Source organism: Paenimyroides ummariense (genome assembly GCF_900115115.1).
In the GTDB taxonomy this organism is placed as follows: Bacteria; Bacteroidota; Bacteroidia; order Flavobacteriales; family Flavobacteriaceae; genus Flavobacterium; species Flavobacterium ummariense.
This window is the reverse complement of sequence record NZ_FOVI01000030.1, coordinates 1-17,488: the sequence shown is the minus strand read 5'-3', so window position 1 is coordinate 17,488 and position 17,488 is coordinate 1. Positions and strand designations below refer to the sequence as shown.

The 17,488-nt window shown below is 33.5% G+C and carries 10 protein-coding genes; 3 read left to right on the top strand and 7 right to left on the bottom strand.

The genetic code is table 11. The features are described 5' to 3' along the window. Positions 1-232: 232 nt before the first annotated feature. The 5 genes from BM253_RS14965 to BM253_RS14945 all read right to left on the bottom strand — a co-directional run bounded on the left by BM253_RS14965 (position 233) and on the right by BM253_RS14945 (position 6,507). Positions 233-1,174 carry a hypothetical protein gene (locus tag BM253_RS14965; RefSeq protein ID WP_091525930.1) on the bottom strand — a complete coding sequence of 314 codons (942 nt, stop codon included), beginning with the start codon at positions 1,172-1,174 and terminating at the stop codon, positions 233-235. A gap of 131 nt (positions 1,175-1,305) precedes the next feature. Further along, positions 1,306-2,556, bottom strand: a complete 1,251-nt coding sequence (locus tag BM253_RS14960; protein ID WP_091525928.1) for a PIN domain-containing protein — start codon at positions 2,554-2,556, stop codon at positions 1,306-1,308. A 157-nt stretch (positions 2,557-2,713) separates the two neighbouring features. Further along, positions 2,714-5,146 carry a DEAD/DEAH box helicase gene (locus BM253_RS14955; RefSeq protein WP_091525926.1) on the bottom strand — a complete coding sequence of 811 codons (2,433 nt, stop codon included), beginning with the start codon at positions 5,144-5,146 and terminating at the stop codon, positions 2,714-2,716. Continuing rightward, positions 5,113-6,024 (bottom strand): Hachiman antiphage defense system protein HamA, encoded by a 912-nt coding sequence (locus tag BM253_RS14950; RefSeq protein ID WP_091525924.1) that lies wholly within the window; start codon positions 6,022-6,024, stop codon positions 5,113-5,115. The genes BM253_RS14955 and BM253_RS14950 overlap by 34 nt, the downstream gene beginning before the upstream one ends. A 213-nt stretch (positions 6,025-6,237) precedes the next feature. Continuing rightward, complete coding sequence (locus BM253_RS14945) at positions 6,238-6,507, bottom strand: helix-turn-helix domain-containing protein (RefSeq protein ID WP_091525921.1); 270 nt, start codon at positions 6,505-6,507, stop codon at positions 6,238-6,240. Between the two features lie 1,919 nt (positions 6,508-8,426). On the opposite strand from BM253_RS14945, the gene BM253_RS14940 reads away from it, so the two are divergent. The 3 genes from BM253_RS14940 to BM253_RS14930 are packed head-to-tail and all read left to right on the top strand — an operon-like array spanning position 8,427 to position 15,355. After that, positions 8,427-11,423, top strand: coding sequence for a SusC/RagA family TonB-linked outer membrane protein (locus tag BM253_RS14940; protein ID WP_245758511.1), 2,997 nt, complete (start codon positions 8,427-8,429; stop codon positions 11,421-11,423). A gap of 10 nt (positions 11,424-11,433) precedes the next feature. Next, the gene (locus tag BM253_RS14935; RefSeq protein ID WP_091525917.1) at positions 11,434-12,804 is read left to right on the top strand and encodes a RagB/SusD family nutrient uptake outer membrane protein; all 1,371 of its coding nucleotides are present in this window, start codon (positions 11,434-11,436) and stop codon (positions 12,802-12,804) included. A 13-nt stretch (positions 12,805-12,817) separates the two neighbouring features. Then, positions 12,818-15,355, top strand: a complete 2,538-nt coding sequence (locus tag BM253_RS14930) for an alpha/beta hydrolase family protein (protein WP_091525915.1) — start codon at positions 12,818-12,820, stop codon at positions 15,353-15,355. A gap of 12 nt (positions 15,356-15,367) precedes the next feature. On the opposite strand, the gene BM253_RS14925 is transcribed toward BM253_RS14930, so the two are convergent. Then, positions 15,368-15,655 carry a DUF6520 family protein gene (locus tag BM253_RS14925; RefSeq protein WP_091525913.1) on the bottom strand — a complete coding sequence of 96 codons (288 nt, stop codon included), beginning with the start codon at positions 15,653-15,655 and terminating at the stop codon, positions 15,368-15,370. Between the two features lie 165 nt (positions 15,656-15,820). Then, a complete protein-coding gene (locus BM253_RS14920) occupies positions 15,821-17,269 on the bottom strand; it encodes a MauE/DoxX family redox-associated membrane protein (RefSeq protein ID WP_091525911.1) in 1,449 nt (482 codons plus the stop codon). Positions 17,270-17,488 lie beyond the last annotated feature (219 nt).

The window sequence follows — 17,488 nt, the reverse complement described above, 5'->3', positions numbered from 1 at the left end:
AATATCAAGAGATCTAGAGAATTTTCAGTTGAGTTATTATCTCATGAATATAACTACATTTTAATAGCTTTTAGTTATAGCGTTATAAAAAATGATCAGGTGTTTATAGATAACAAAAACAATCTAACTTTAAATATCGTTTAGTTCGTCTCTTATTAATTACAAAAGTTTGTAAAATAATTTTATAGGCTTTCAGAATTTTAATAATTTGTATAAACTTAAAAATTGATATTTAAAGTGAAAAGAATGCTTTGTATTCTTTCAAATTCATAATTTGATTTTCCATATCATTAAGTTTAAAGAATTCATGCATTTTATTCTCCTCTGTTACAAAAATTATATTATCTCTTTTCGAATTAAAGATTGCTCCACACATCATTGAAATATCCATTACAGTATTCCAACGTTTATCATTAATATTCGAAATTGCTAGGGTACCATGACCTACTTGTTCAAGAATTAAACTTGACATTGCAATCGCTGGGAAAAACTGTTCATGAAATTCATAAAAAAGTTTAAAATTTTCTTGAGTTCTCTGGTATTTTCTATCTACTATTGAGTAAGCTCTTATCATAAAACCTTCCGCAATAAAAGTAAAAGTTTTACCTGTTGTCATTTCTCTAAACCATTTAGCTCTTGCAACTTTGTTATTTTTAAAATATTCCCAATCTAGCTTACCATTATTTAGTTCTTTTAGATGTGAAACAAGATTATCAAAAATTTCCTTTTTCTCAAACAAAACCTGTTCTTTCACAGTTTTTATTTTGTCTTGATGTCTTTTAATATTGTTGATGTCATAATTTTCTGTCAAATCTTTGGTAAGAGCAATTATAACTTTATAGATATCTAAAAATGGACCGTCTTCATTAAAGAAAAACTTTGGAAGAATTACGTTAAGAGGCGGAAAGAATGTACCATGATAAGAATTTTTTTCTTTGTTATATTTTTTAGAATGGTCGAACACTAAGCATAATGCTTTAAAACATTCTTCACAATGAGGATCAGTTTCATCAAGGTGTTTAATAAGTTCCATTGCAACTACAATTGGAAGACCTGAGGTTACTCCTAAATCATTTTCAGCTTTTTGAATTTTATTTGCAAGATATTTTATATCTTTTAAAGATATATCCCGCACCAAGTTCCTATATATGTTTGTATCAAGGAAGTACTTCATGGAATTTAATATAATCGTTTAAATGTCTTCTAAATATCGAAAATTTAAGTTTAGATGTTCAGTATTAAATCTAATCTTAATTTTAGCAATGAGCTCTTAATATTGTCTACTACTTGTTATGTAAAGCTTCTTTATATAATTAGTTTAAAAGCATCGTATTTGGTTAAGAATTCTTTGCATAGTGATACCATCTGAATTACCTCTGTTCTTGTGTCTCTTTTCATTCGGTGCTCTTGATAAATGATTTCAATATTTAGTGATTTTATCTGAGATAATAGATTACTAAAGTGAATTAAATAATCTGCTAAATAGCTCCATTCTTTAGTTGAAAAATATTCTTCCCTAAATATATCATTGAAAATATTAATTTTTGTATGTAATTCTTCATCTATAGATACTACGTCATCCCCATGAATTATCCTTAATTCAAGATAATCATTAATGAAACTTTCAATTTGTCTTAAAGTGTTAATTGTTGAAACTTTTTTTGTTTCAATCAGATCAGATCTATCATCTGAACTATTAAAAAAATCAACTATATCTATTTCTAATCCTTGCTTTTCTAAAAATGAATTTAATGTAATTGAAATAAAATTAAATCCGCCTGTAAATCTAAAATATTCATCAACTAATTCAAATCTTGTCGATATGGGTTGTTTATTTCCTTTTACTAGCCAATCATTTTTTTCGTCATTAGAAATGAAAATTATGTCTTTTCTTTTCTCTTTTCCAAGTTCTAAAATGGATTGCCAAATAACATAATCTCCAATAGCATTTTTCTCCTTCATTTTGTCTTTATTTCCAGGAGGTATATCATCTTCAATTCTTCTGGTATATTCTTTTATTAACTCTTCTTCAGTTAATGAAGATTTTATTAAGATTTCATCAGTGAATGTTTGTTGGTACATAGATGTTACAGGATCAGACCAATTCCAATCGATAATGCCTGATTTTAAGCTATTGAGATGTTTTTTATAGTGTTTAATCTCGCGCGTAATGTTATTAATAGATTCTTTTAACTGCTTATATGCATCAATCTCACCTAAAATAGGGTATTCAAAAGATTTTACAGTGGGTATCGATGAAAGGAGCTGGTCTATATTCGTATACAATTCGCTAATTCTAATTGACCTATTTTTAGCAAATTCTCTTACTACGTGTTGAGGAATAAATAAGCGATTACTAGAGATCAATTTTTCATATACCTTCCTGATTTTCTCAATGTTTTCGTTACCTGTACTATAGGGTGCCAATAAAGAGTTTGTATCAAGTACAAAAATCGCATCTCTAAAAATTTCAGATTTTGTTTTCTCTTTTCTTTTCAGAATAGATTTTGGATCAGGAAAATGTCTAATATATATGAAATGGTTATCTTTGTTCATGTGGTTGGTTAAAAATGTTACTTTAGCAAATATCTTTTTATTAGTTTAAGACAATGGAAAATATAGATAATTAAATAATAGTGAATAAAGAATTACTGACATCGAATCTTGAACTAAATTCTCCTTTTATTTCAAACGTTAATAGTTACGGTGGGGGTTATTTTTCTATTATTTTCTTTACTTTCTCAAATATACTTCTTTCATAAGAATCAAAACTGTTTTGGATATTTCTTGCTTGTTCAGTTGTTTTTGCATCGTAATACGCAACAATTTTGTTTGGAACTCCATAATCACTAGCAATTTTTGCTTCTTCCGAAAATGCATTGTATTCAAGCTTAATTAAAAGTATGTCAATACCAGAGGTATTCTCTAATGGTTTGTTTTCAATCTTTGATATAAAATATTTATACATCAAGTTAAACACTCCTAAATATTTAACCAGTTGATATTTAAATGTATTATAAATTAACTCTGCTGTTTCTCTCATTGCAGAGTCTACACACATTGAAATTTCATCATCATTGAGTGTAATATTAATTCCTTTCAATTTTTTGTCCATCTTTTCAGATTCTTTTTTTAGTTTATTTTCTAACTCAATTTTCTTTTTAGAAATAGTTCTCTCTAAGAAGTATTCATAATTTCCTTTAAATCCACTTGAGATATATTTATTCAATGCGATAAATAGAATTGAATATCTTTTTTGATTAAACTTATCCAGATATGAGTTTATTATTAAATACTTTAAGGCTTCACTCTCAACTTGAGGTAAAATGATATCTAAAACAATTTGAAAACCATCTTTGTCCAAACTCATGGTAGTAGAGTTTAAACTACTTATCAGTTTTTTTATAAGTGATATCTGTGTAGGAGTTAATTGTGAAATGTCTTTATAAATGTATATTTTTTGTCTTTTACTTATAACTTTAAATTGATTGATTATGTAGTCTGGAATTCCAAATTGTTCTTGAAGATTTCTTAATTCTTCAATTTGTGCTTTAGTTCTATCATCTAAATACTCGGCTTTCGTCATTTCAAATTCTACTTCATTTTTTGAAGTTTGAATATCATAATTTTTATGCTCTATTGGCTTTCCTTCTTGTTCAATTACTTCTAAAAATTCATTGTCAAGAGTAATAACTCTACCAACATAATGCTCCATAAATCTACCAGCTCTTCCTGCAATATTTTTTGCATCAAATTTTAGTAACGGTTTTATATGTTGACCACCGCCTTTACTACTTTTATAAACAATCATATTTTTTGCAGTTGTATTTACACCCTCTGTTATTGTAGTTGTAGCAGACAAAATATTTAAATTGTTTTCTACTTGATTAAATAAATCAATAATTTCTTTCTGAATATATTTTGGAACAACACCATGGTGAACACCAATACCTTTTTTTAGAGCTTTAATTAAAATCCATCTTTCATCAAAAGTTGTGATTAGGTGATTTAAGAAATCAGAAAAATTTTCAGTTGAAATTTCGCTTCTTTTGTATTCCCGAGCTACACTTTCTGCAATTGATTTAGTATTACAGTAGATTATTGCGTTTTCATTTTGCAAAAGAATACGATCAAATAATTCTTGAATCTTGGCTTTTTTTGATCCTTTTCCTTTTAAATTAACATTAAGAGAATCAAAATTGGTTTGTAATTTAATATCAGCAGAGTATTTATTTACTTTTACAATCTCATATTCATTAAGAAGAACCTTTTCAATCTTAAAGTCCTCTAAAAATAAATCAAATGACGGATTGTATTTGTCATCGGTTTTCTCAAATACATCAATGTATGGACCAGCTATAAATAAATCAACATTTGTATTGATTGTTAAACCAAAAAATAACGACATTCTATAAGCAATATCTCTTTCATTTTCTTTGCTTTCATCGTCAATAATATAGCTGTTGTCAATCTTGTAAACTTCATCAACAAAAATAAAATCTACTTCAAGTTCTTTATTTTTGTCTAGATATGACAAATACCTTTCTGGTGTGAAAATTAATATGTTATTTTCTTCAGGATTTATTTCCGAATCACTCAGAGTATGGATTTTGAAATCATTTAATAATTTTATCTTTCCCTCTTTTATCCTTGATAAATTTTCCGACAATAATGCAATGCTGGGAAATATTAGAATTACGTTTTTGTAATTCATTTTATTGATTATTTCATAAACTAAGTGGGTTTTTCCAAATGAAGTGGAAGCAGATAAGAAGTAACGATTTAGTTTTCCAGTAGTAAAAAAGTCTAAAACTTCTTTTTGGTAGAGATGTAGTTTAGAATTTTCGTTTGTATATAAAGTGGATTCAAAAATTAGAGATGAAATGACATCTAGCTTCACATTATCTTCATTTCTTAAAAGGATTTTGTCCTCATTAAACTTATGTAAAATGTCATAATAATGAGGTACTCCCGCCTTTGACGATAGATGAATCAAAAAACGATAATCTGCATCGTCTAGCACTTCACTTTTAATGAAGTCAAAATATTCACAAACCTTTTCTAGGAATTTATGTCTTTCTAATTCTTGATTTTGAAATTGATTTAATGCAATTACGACATCAAGGGTTCTTTGCTGTCTATCCATTCTATAATTTGTCTTTTACATTGCTTCACATCAGATATTGGAAGTAAAATAAAAAAAATTGAATAATCAATTCCAATATTTGGGAAGCTTGTGGTACTATATTTAGTATTAATGTGCGTAATTATTTCATTGATTGAATGATTGTAGCCATCTTTATGCTGGTCATAGGTTATCAGAATTGGATAGACTAATTTAATATTGTTATTATTTAATTCTTCAACCATATTAGTTATTAATCTTTTATTCCAATCTTCTAGAAGCTGATAAATTTTAGTTGTTTTATCTTCAATATTTCCCCTGAATTGTCTAATTGTAGCAAAATTTGTATCTACCAGATAGTCATCACTGATTGCTTTTGAAATATTTTTGAATACATCATTGACTGCTGCTTTACCATTTTGCCAAAACTTGGTTTCTCCAAACCATAATTCTAAATTATCATCTTTCTGTATAAGATGGAAACAGTCATAACCTGTAACTTCTGTCTTCTTTTGGATATCGTAAAAATATCCTCTACTAATCAAGGTATCGTTCTTATAGAAAATTTTCAGCATTGAATATAAGAGAGCTTCGCCATAAAAACCAAGGCTGAGTTTATACGTTTCTTTAGCTTTATGATTAAATTTAAATTTTTGACCAAAAGCATTTTCAAACATACCTTGATGAAATCCACCATCTAATTCATACTGATCATATGAATAGTACAAAATACTCTCATAAATTATTTTAGATAATTTTTCTAAATCATCAATTTTATAACAGTCATCATTTTTGTCAGTATGTGTTATACAAGACTTTTCATACTTTAATTCTTTATTTGGTAATTTATATTCAAGCACAATGCTTTTGTTAACTAAATCAAGTAAAGGTTGTTTCATTTAATTTATGTACAATGTTGATTAGGATAACAGCAAACAAAGTTTATAAAGAAATTAATCTACAATTATTCATTAAAACTCTGTTTTTCGCTATAGTCGCATAAACATACAAAAAAAAATAAAACGTTAAAATTTATTTTAACAAAAAACCAAACATATTTCATGTTTGGTTTTCTTTAGTTAGTAAAACTTAAATATATTTAAGTTTTACTACTATATTTTTCTCACTTCTCTATATTTTTTTTCTGTTATTGCTTCTTCAGGCCAAAATTCTTTTGGAGAGCAATCTAAAACAATTGCAATTAAATTAAGCATGGAAATATTATATTTTGCGGTCTTGGATGTAGCTTCAATCTGAGAAATGTAGCTAATATTTTTACCTAAAGCAAGTGACAGTTGCTCTTGAGTAATTCCTTTTGAATCTCTAATTTCTCTTACTTTAGAGATTATAAATCTTTCTATTTCATCAAATGATTCATGCATACTTCAAATTGACATAAATAAAACAAGAAATATTATGTACTATAGTACATATTAAAAAAAAATTGTATATTTGTAATTCGATTACATGGAAACATGTAATTTTGCAATACTTTTTATAGAAAACATTAAAGCTATTGCTTAGAATCTTGTGTCAGAAAACTGGTAATTTTAAACGTGCGAGATGATAAGTAGATTAGCTCACGACCTAGGCGTGGGCTCAGTCATTTATCTGCACGAATGGTATACCAGTACCTCTGATACGGATAATGTTGAGTTTCACGCCTTTTCATATGCTTTTTTCTCAACCTTTTGCCGGTTATGGTGCTGTGTACAGGCACTAATATTTATTAAATATATTTTTTTGTGGTCGTTTAACCTTTAAACTAAAATTTCATACATCCTTTTGCGTATTGGTACATCAAACCATAAGCTTCACGGCTTCCATACTGTAAAATAAAGTCGGACGTAAAAACAGAATGTTCCATGTTGCATTAGGGATTTTTAATTAAAAACCGAATAGCTTGTTCACAAGAATCTAAGCGCCATTAGTTTATAAAACGATCGTTGAACAGACGCATGAAGCGTAATTTAATCGGCGTGTGAAACACGGTTTCGATTAAATATGTTCAGAGGAATAGTTCAACCGTTTTTAAAATGAGGCAAGATTGAAGAGATTTTTGGTACTTTTTATCTTTAAAAAGTACAGAGAAAGTATCTCATTTACGAAGCATTTTAGCAAAAGCTAAAACCGAAAAATTTTCGGTTTACCAACAGCGAGGATACTAAATAGATACTATATGGCAAAGCCTACTATAGAGCGTGAAACACATTTTCGGAAAAAACGTTCGAAAATAGAAAGCTATTCTAAATTTGTCAATTTAGTTAGAAAATACCGAAAATTCAAAAAAGGAAAAATAGGTGTTTTAAGAAGTAAAAACAGTTAAATATAACAAATTAAAAACAAACGGTAAAAACGCCGTTTGCAAAAATGTTTTTTACATGATTTAAAAACTATTTGTTCTTTGAGTGAGGATTTTGTTCATTTTGCCTTGATGCAAAACGAACCAAAAAATCAAGACTCTATTTTTTCAACGGTCAAATTAAGTCTTATTTCCTAAAAGAAATAAACTCGCTGCGCTCAGACAGTATTTCTTTTCACGGAAATTTCGCCTATTTAACACTCGCTGAAAAAATAATGTCACTTTTAAATCCTGCATTGCTCAACATTGGAATTTTGATAGAAAACGAGATAGAGTAATTGAAACAATCTAAAACTGGCATTCACGGCGGAGTGAGCGTCAGTAAGTTGAAGACAACGTAAAATCAAAAGTTGTTTGAGAACTTGTTCGAGTTTTTTTGATTTAGTTGTCAAAACGTAGACTGACCACGAGCAGTGGAGCCGAGGCGTTTTGTTTCTTTTGAGCGACAAAAGAAAAAGGAATAATAATGAGGACTACCGAAGTAACCTTTGCACTATTCAAGATGATATTAAACTTAATCTTGGCGTGAGCTCACTTATCACGAGAAAAGAATTTCCGAAGACACGCGCGCGCGGCCAAATTTTAAAAAAGCTTATTATGAATAAATAAAAACTTAAAACTGATAGCTGTAAGCTAACAGTTCAAATTAAACCTTACAGCTAAAAACCTAATCATAATACAAAAAAGTTAGCTTGTAAGTAAGGCATAGCACATAACAACTTCCAAACCAAAGTAGAATTTATATTAATAGTTAGTTAGTTGATTGCAATAGTTAAACCGGAAGGGGTTATGTGTTTGTTTGCCTTTTGTATTTTTTTAATGGAAAGAGAAAATCCGTTTAAGTGATTAAAAAATAATCCCCCTGAGGTAAGTTGGCACTAGTATCAGGGAGATGGATGTAGTAATTAAAACGGAATAATTAACTAACAGTACAAAAGTATGAAAAAATTTACTTTTGCAGCACTTGCTGTACCCCTAATGTGGGTGTTGCTCTTATTACTTTTTTTTAGCAGCAACAAAATACACGCGCAGGAAACAATTGTTCTTAGCGGCGTGGTAAAAACTGCCGACGGTACACCAATAGAAGGTGTAACCGTGTGGCAGCAAGATACAGATAATGGTACCCAAACCAATGAACAGGGCTTCTATACCATAAATATCTCACCAAATGCAGTAGTCGTTTTTGAATACATCGGCTACAAAACCCAGAGTATTGCCGTAACGGGCAAGGTACTAAACGTTACGCTTACGGCAGACGATGATATCTTGGAAGAGTTGGTAATTAACGCAGGTTATTACAGCGTTAAGGATAAAGAACGAACTGGAAGCATTTCAAAGATTACCTCGAAGGAAATTGGTCAGCAACCAGTTGCCAACCCGCTGGCCGCAATGCAGGGACGTATGGCAGGGGTGAACATTACGCAGAGCAGCGGTACCCCCGGCGGCGGCTTCGATATACAGATCAGGGGGCGCAACAGCTTACGAACCGAGGGTAATGCGCCCCTGTATATCGTTGACGGTGTTCCTTATCCGTCACAGTCTGCCTCTGATCCAAATGTATCTATTTATAGTTTTTCAGGTGGAAACATTAGCCCTTTGAACAGTATTAATCCTTCGGACATAGAAAATATCGAGGTGTTGAAGGATGCTGATGCTACGGCTATATACGGTTCCCGTGGTTCCAATGGGGTGGTTCTTATAACTACCAAAAAAGGAAGTTCCGATAAAACCACCTTTTCACTTCTATCAACAACTTCTGTCAGTACGGTTGCAGGCTATATGGATTTGATGAAAACCGATGATTATTTGAAAATGCGCCGTGACGCATACGTGAACGATGGTATTTCAACATATCCTGCAAACGCATACGATGTTAATGGTACTTGGAATCAGGATCGTTATACCGACTGGCAGAAAGAATTTGTAGGGGGCAAGGCGGTATCTCAGAATACACAGTTCTCTGTGGGGGGCGGATCAGGTCAGACTTCTTACCTTTTCAGTGCCGGTCACCGGAATGATGCTACGGTATTTCCGGGTGATTTTGGTTACAAGCGTACAAATTTTTCAATCAATGCAAATCACCAGTCAAAAAACAAAAAGTTTGATACCCAGATAAATATTATGAAAACCAGTCAGAAAAATAATCTGATGTCTGCCGATTTTACTAAAGAAATGTATCTGGTTCCAAATGCGCCGGAATTATATGATAATCAAGGAAGCTTAAATTGGGAAAACAACACGTTTCTAAATCCTGTGGCAAAATTGAATGGTATCTATCGTTCTGAAACAGAAGACCTGATTTCAAATGTCACACTCAGATATAAAATGCTTGAAAACTTAATAATGAGTGTGAACGGTGGTATTTTTGAAAACGCGCTTAATGAGGTGCGCACCACTCCCTCAACTATCTACAGCCCTTCACTGAACCGAACCAGTGCCGAATCTGTTTTGCATACATCAGACAGCAAACGCAAAGGCTGGATCATTGAACCTAAACTGGCTTGGAACCTGAATGGTGCATACGGTAGATTTGACGCGTTGATCGGGGGGACGTTTGAAGAACGTACACAGCAGGCATTCAGTCTTCAGGCAGGAAATTTTACCTCTAATGAGCTGATTTTTAATGTAGCAAATGCAGGCATTAAAATGATCTTGTTTGATACAGAAAGCAGATACAGGTATATGGCTGCTTTTGCCAGATTGAATTACACGCTTAAAGACCGTTATATAGTAAATGTTACCGGACGTAGGGATGGTTCTAGTCGATTCGGTCCCGATAAGCGCTTTGGAAATTTTGGAGCGGTAGGTGCCGCGTGGCTCTTCAGCCGTGAAAAATTGTTTGATGATAGCAGCTGGCTGAATTTTGGTAAGCTGCGGATCAGCTACGGTTTGGCTGGTAGTGATTTGATTGGAGATTACCAGTACTTGAACACTTTTGGGATAAGCAGATATAAATATGATGGTGTTTCCGGTTTGGAACCGTTGCGACTGTTCAATCCTGATTTCAGTTGGGAAACCAATAAAAAATTGGAAGGAGCTTTGGAACTGGAGTTTTTTAAAGGCCGACTGTCTTCTTCCGTTGCATGGTATCGTAACCGTTCTTCCAGTCAGCTGGTGGGCATTCCGCTGCCTAGTTTGACAGGTTTCAACAGCGTTCAGGCAAATCTGGCTGCAACCGTGGAAAACAGCGGATGGGAATTTGTTTTGCGCTCTTCAAATATTATCGGAAAAGATTTTGAGTGGAGTACGGGTTTTAATATGACTATTCCTAGAAATAAACTTATCGCTTTTCCAAATTTGGAAGAATCAACATACGCTGCACGATATCATGTTGGTCTTCCTACATCTATTGTAAAACTTTATAAATACACTGGGATCAATAAAGAAACAGGTATTTATGAATTTGATGATGTTAATAAGGATGGCGTTCTAAACGCAGATGACCGCCAGACTAAAGTCAACCTGGGTGTTACATTATTCGGGGGGCTTCAAAATTCCTTCAAATACCGCAACTGGACTTTGGACTTTAATTGGATGTTTGTGAAACAAAAGGTTTATAGCCCTGATTATTACGGAAGCTATTTAGGTAGTTTTAATAATCAGCCCGCAAGGGCGGCAGATTATTTTTCTGAGGATAATAAAGATGCCCGTTACCAGATTCCAACAACAGGTGCTAATAGTAAAGCCTTGCAGGCGTACCAGAATTATAATTCCAGTGATGGTGTAGTGATCGACGGTTCCTATATCAGGTTGAAATCTTTACAGTTGCAATATACTTTAGGTTCGCAATGGTTAAGAGGTAAAACATTGACCGTTAATCTACAGGGATTTAATCTGATAACAATTACAAAGTACTGGGGTAGTGATCCGGAAACTCATGGGAGTTTTCTGCCTGCTCTAAGAACAATTGCCATGGGATTGAATATAAATTTTTAAGGATTAGATTATGAAGACAAGTTTTGAAAATATAACAGTTTTACTTTTCACGCTATTTATTCTTAATTCATGTGAAGAGTTTTTGGATGTGGAAGTACCAAAAAATGAGATTGATCAGGAACTCGTATTTTCTGACGACAGGATGGCATTGTCTGCTTTAACCAATACCTATTCAAAAATAAGGGATCAGGGCTTCTTTGCAGGTAACAAGGTAGGCATCGGTTATCTGCTTGGATGCTATACTGATGAGTTGGAAGTTACAAATCCGCAGGAAAGCAGCTACCTGCGATTCTACAAAAACAGTGTATTGAGCGATAATACCGCAGTGATATCGTTGTGGAGTAACACCTACAATCAGATATACCTTGTAAACAACGTATTGGAAGGAATAGAGAAATCTAAAACGATATCACCCGAAGTTCAGGACCAGCTCAAAGGTGAGGCATTGGCATTAAGGGCTATACTGAATTTTTACCTTACCCAAACTTTCGGGGATATACCGTACATCTTATCAACAGACTATAGGGTAAACACTAAGATTGGAAAACAATCGGTAAATGAGGTTGTGGTGCAGGCTGTCGAAGATCTGTTAGTTGCAGAACAATTGGTTTCACCTGCTTATCCTTCATCAGAAAAAGTGAGGATAAATCGAAGCGTTGTAGAGGGATTCTTGGCAAGAATGTACCTGTATCAAAACAATTGGGATAAAGCACAGTATTATGCCGAAAAGTTGATAAATAGCGGAACTTACATGCTCGAACCCATTGGTACAACTTTTCTAAAGGAGAGTAAAAGTGCTATTTGGCAGTTAAAACCTGAGGCAGAGGGTAGAAATACGATCGAAGCGGGTGAATACCAGTTTGAAAGTACGCCATCACCTTTTGCACGACTGAGTACGAAACTGTTGGGAGATTTTGAGCAGGGAGATTTAAGAAAGCAGTTTTGGGTGAGATTCGTGGGCGATGACAAGGTGGATGCTTGCGCATTCAAATACAAACAAAAGGGTATAAGTTCCCCTTCACGGGAATACTCGATCATCATGCGAATAGAAGAGATGTACCTTATTGCTGCTGAAGCTGCTGCACATAAAGGAAGTTGGCAGGATTTCAATAGGTATGTAAATGCAATCCGTGAGCGTGCAGGTCTGGCACTGTTGGACATAGATAATCATACAGATGCACTCAATGCAGTGAAGAAGGAAAGAAGAGTGGAGCTTTTTTGTGAATACGGTCACCGTTTTTATGATCTTAAGCGCTGGAAAAATTTCGATGAACTTTTTGACGTCAAACCACAATGGCAACAGCATTACCAAGTACTTCCGCTGCCCGAAAAAGAGCTATTGCTAAATCCTAACCTGCTGCCTCAAAATACGGGTTATTAAAAAAAGTAATGCAATGGGAAATATAAATAAAATAATACTTTTTCTGCTGATTTTAGTTACATACCAAAGTAATGGTCAGAAGATTCAGAAAGAATCCGAGAAGGTTGTGAACCACAAAATCACGGCTTCTGGAGGGAAAGCTGCATTTTTTAAGAGTAGTTCGGAATCCGTATCCGTAAGCATGATCATAAAAGATTTAGAGCGTAAGAAGGAGTATTCTTTGAAAGATATCTCTAACCAAACCGTTTTAAACGATGAATTTTTTATCGGATGGAGTAGGTACAGACAGAAACTTTACCGTATCACTTTTAAAAGTGGAAAAATAGATTCAGTTGATAATGTGTCTGGTTTCCATTGGAATGAGAAATTGGATTTGGTTGTTTGTCATCATAAAAAAAATGCGAAAGTTGTTCTTACAACAATGTCTGGTGATACTGTTAAAGTATTTGACGACGTTATTTTTTACAGTGTGTCCGAAAATATTGATAAACTGGTGCTGACGAGTTATAATAATAGAATTATATGGTACGATATGATTGGACGTCTGGCATCTGAAAGGGAAAGCGAACATCTGACCAACTTTCGTGTTAAAAGAGTTTTGTGGTCTGCAGATAGCAGTGCTTATTTATTATTAAACAATATGCAGGAAATTAAGGTATTACATTTAGATGAGAAGAATCTCCGAAATATAGCCATTATAAAGAGAATTAATGAGCAGAAAGGTTTTGAGCTTGACACAATTTTTTCCAAGGCAAGACTTCTGGAAGGATATCTTGCCCTGGGTACAAAGGCAAAGGTTGAAAACACATCAAGTATTCCAAAGATATGGTCTGGGTTCACCAAAGGAATACCTGAAAAAACAGCTAGGAATTTGGAAAACAGTCAACAGCTTCTTTTGGTAAAAATTAAAGATGGATCATTAATAGATTTTTCAGAACAGGATAAACTTGTGGATTTCAGGATAGGAGCATATAAAGACATGATCTTTTCCTGGGAAATTAACAAGCACGATGATTTTACCCGGGAATATCCCCTAAAGGAACTATTCTGGTACGATCAGAATACTGGGCAGAAGAAAAATATTGGCTTTTTTACTGAATCATCCGTACCTCTCTTCGGTTTTAAAGATGTACCCTGTTATTTTTATTTTAAAGATGGTCACTGGTATTTGTTTAATGTAAGTAATCAGACCTGTAAAAATATTACAGCAGGTTCGGGGGGTATTTTTCACAATGAGCATTTTAAGTACATTAAGAATTCGAAAGAAGGATATTTAAGCAGTCCGGAGATTTTTGATGATAAAATTATTATACAGGAAAAATATGACGTATATGCTTATGATTACAAGTCAGACGAACTTAAGAAAATTACTCGTGGTAAAGAGTTAGGAAGAAGGTATGCCGTACAATGGCAAGGTTCGGGGCATCAATTTTTAGGATGGGATTTGAATTTCTCCAGACAAAATTTGAATAATGGTAAGCTATTTTTAAAATGGCATACTGAAGATTACTTGGAAGAAGGTATTTCCCTAGTGGGTTTTGACTATAAGGTAAAGGATATTATTAAGGACAATGCTAGTTTTAGTCAGGTCCGTTGTGAAGGTTATTTTATAACCGTATTGAAAGAAAAAGCCAATCTTCCTCCGCAACTTTTGTCTATCAACATAAAAACACTCAAAACAGAACAGCTATTTCAAAGCAATGTGTGGGATACAGATGCGAAAGATATTAAGGTCGACTACCTGAATTGGAAAGATCCCGAAGGTAGGTTGACCGGTGCACTTGTAAGGTTCCCTTTAAATTACGATAAAAATAAAAGCTATCCTGCTGTTTTTCGTATTTACGAAAGTAAGAAGCAGAACCGCAATAGTTACGAGGATCCTTCAATGCCATCTGGAACCGGCTTTAATTATAGGGATTATGTCAATGACGGATATTTTGTAATTGAACCTGATATTTATTATAATGTAGGAAAACCCGGACTTTCTGCATTAGACAGTGTGGAAACTGCCTTAAATAAAGTGGTTGCAGCTTATCCGATAGATATGGATAGAGTAGGGATTTGCGGTCACTCGTTTGGTGGTTATGAAACCAATTTTATAATAACACAAACAAACCGCTTTAAGGCTGCTGCTTCCAGTGCAGGTGTATTTGATTTGGAATCCTTTTACCTGACAATGAACTGGGAAACGCTTCGACCAGACATGTGGCGTATGGAATCACAGCAATGGCGCATGGGTAAAGGAATGTATGAAGATCGTGATGCATACCGTAAAAATTCTCCTGCTAATTTTGTTGAAAACATTAAAACACCTTTGCTGCTGGTAACCGGTGAAAGGGATTTTCAAATAGATTGGCAGCAGTCGGTAAAAATGTTTTTGGCAATGAAACGTTTAAATAAAGAAGTCATATTATTACTCTATCCTGACGAAGCTCATAGCTTAATTAAACCTGAAAATAAAAAGGATTTTTCTGACAGGATGAAACAATGGTTTGATTTTAAATTGAAAGACAATAAGAAACCTTTATGGATGGAAAAAGGGCTGCAGTAAGCAGCCCCTTTTTTAGTTGATCTTATAAAGTAAATCAGTACATCCGGTCAATGTTTCAGTACTGTGTTCCCATACTTGACCATTTAAAGGTACTGTACAGATCTCACTTCCGAAGTTAACACAATTAACCTCAACGGGTTTACATCTTGATCCCATATCTTCACTACTATCATAGTAGTAACCGATTACTTGAGCATTTTTAATGCTACTTTGTTTTGCCGCATTAGTTGCAAATGCCGCTGCTGTGCCAACCACTACTATAGCTAGTGGCATTATGGCTTTTTTAAAATTAAATTTCATAATAATTAAATATTAATAGTTTTTCGGTTTACTCTTTTCTACAGGTTTTCAACCGTTACCCCTGTCTATCGGCCGATAGCGTTTTATTGTTTGTTGAAAGGAAGCAGTACTGGAAACAATTTGCCCCTGCATGAATCCGGTATTTTCCTGCTGTCCAATCAACTTTTATTTGTCTATTATATATCGAACAAGAGAATTTCCCACCAGCCCAAAGAAGTAATTATCATTTACTGCAAACTCTTTGATTTTATCTATTTTGTGGTCATAAGCGTAAAAACTGTATATGTATTCATTCTTGTTATAGTCATACACGTCTATGATAATTGCTTGCTTCCAAATATTTTTAGCTTCGTTCTTACCCATAAGTTCCGATTTTACATATAGAAGTCCATTATAGGTATAGGTTTTGGAATTTACTTTCTGTGGTGGTGCGCCCATCTTACGCTCACCACTAGCAAGAGTAGTGACTTCAATTTTCGCAATTGTTGTTGTGTCTATAGTTTTTCCTACTTTAAATTCTTTGTAATCTGGGTGGTATGTTAAATACTCATTCCGATAATAATAGGTGTAGACCCCTTGATCGGTCTTTGCATCTGTAACCAGCTGTCCGTCGGTGTCAAAGACCCCGTCAATCTGCTTTTGTAGCGCATTGTCAAAAAGTTTAAATGTTGTACTGTCATTAACATTTAATATACCTAAAACATGCTCACCGTTTTCTGCACTCTGGCTTCGAAATATAAAAACATTGTTTTGTAATGGTTGAAGTACGGAGAAATATACCTTTTCTTCCATGTATTTAGTAGCTGTCCATTTGGAAGTAGTTCCTTTGTAAATAACAGGAATGGTACCGTCGCTGACGAAGAACTCTTGTCCTTGTACGCGAACTGTCAGACTTCTGAAAGAGCGCTTTTTTTCATCCAGTTTGATCTTGTGTTCAACCTTAGTACCCATATCGGATGGAATTGCGGTTACTAAAAGCGGTGCTGTGTAGTTTCCTAAATATATGGTGTCATTCGTAAGTCCTGCGATGTAATAGGAGTTTACTTTCAAATCCAGATACTCGGCTTTGTCTATATGATGTGGTAAAAATCTTCTTACAAAAGGATTTTCCCTTTTCATGATGTGTTCGGAAGTGATAAAAAGTAATACAACAATTGCCGAACTTATTATTATGGTTCCAATGCTTAATAATATGGAAGTCTTGTTTGTGTTTCTGTACAATAAAATAGCAGCGGCAACTATTGAAGTGATAACATTGAACCACAGGTGTTCCGTCCATCCCATCTTTTCAAGGATACCGCCACAGGAACATGGGACGAACGGGCTGTAGTTCAATATCAGGTAAATATATACGGTGAAGGCCGTCATCATTCCTAAGAAAAGGTACAGTCCGATTCTTTCTGTTTTTTTAATGCATAATAATATTGCAATGATCAATTCGCCGATCACGGTTGCGTAAGCAATGATAGTTGCAAAGGCACTCAGAAGGGGAGACTGTGCTACCTGAACCTGAAAGTTTTCAAAGTCAGTTATTTTGCTTACTGAGGCATACACGAACAGTATAATGAAAAAGTAAATGACAGCCTGTCTTATGAATGATAGAATTTTACGCATGATACATATGTTATTTTTTATGTATTGTAAAATTCTGAAATTCAAATAATTAAAAGTTATTCAAAAAGTATAATTAGTTAGTAGATAGGTATTATTTAGCTTTTTTGTTTTTTTATTGGCGTACCAATTTTATTTTCTGATAAGTATGTTTGGCGGCTTTTGTTTCGCAAAGCTCTTGGACTTAAAGAATATAGTTTGGAGAACTGGTTGCAAAAGGTC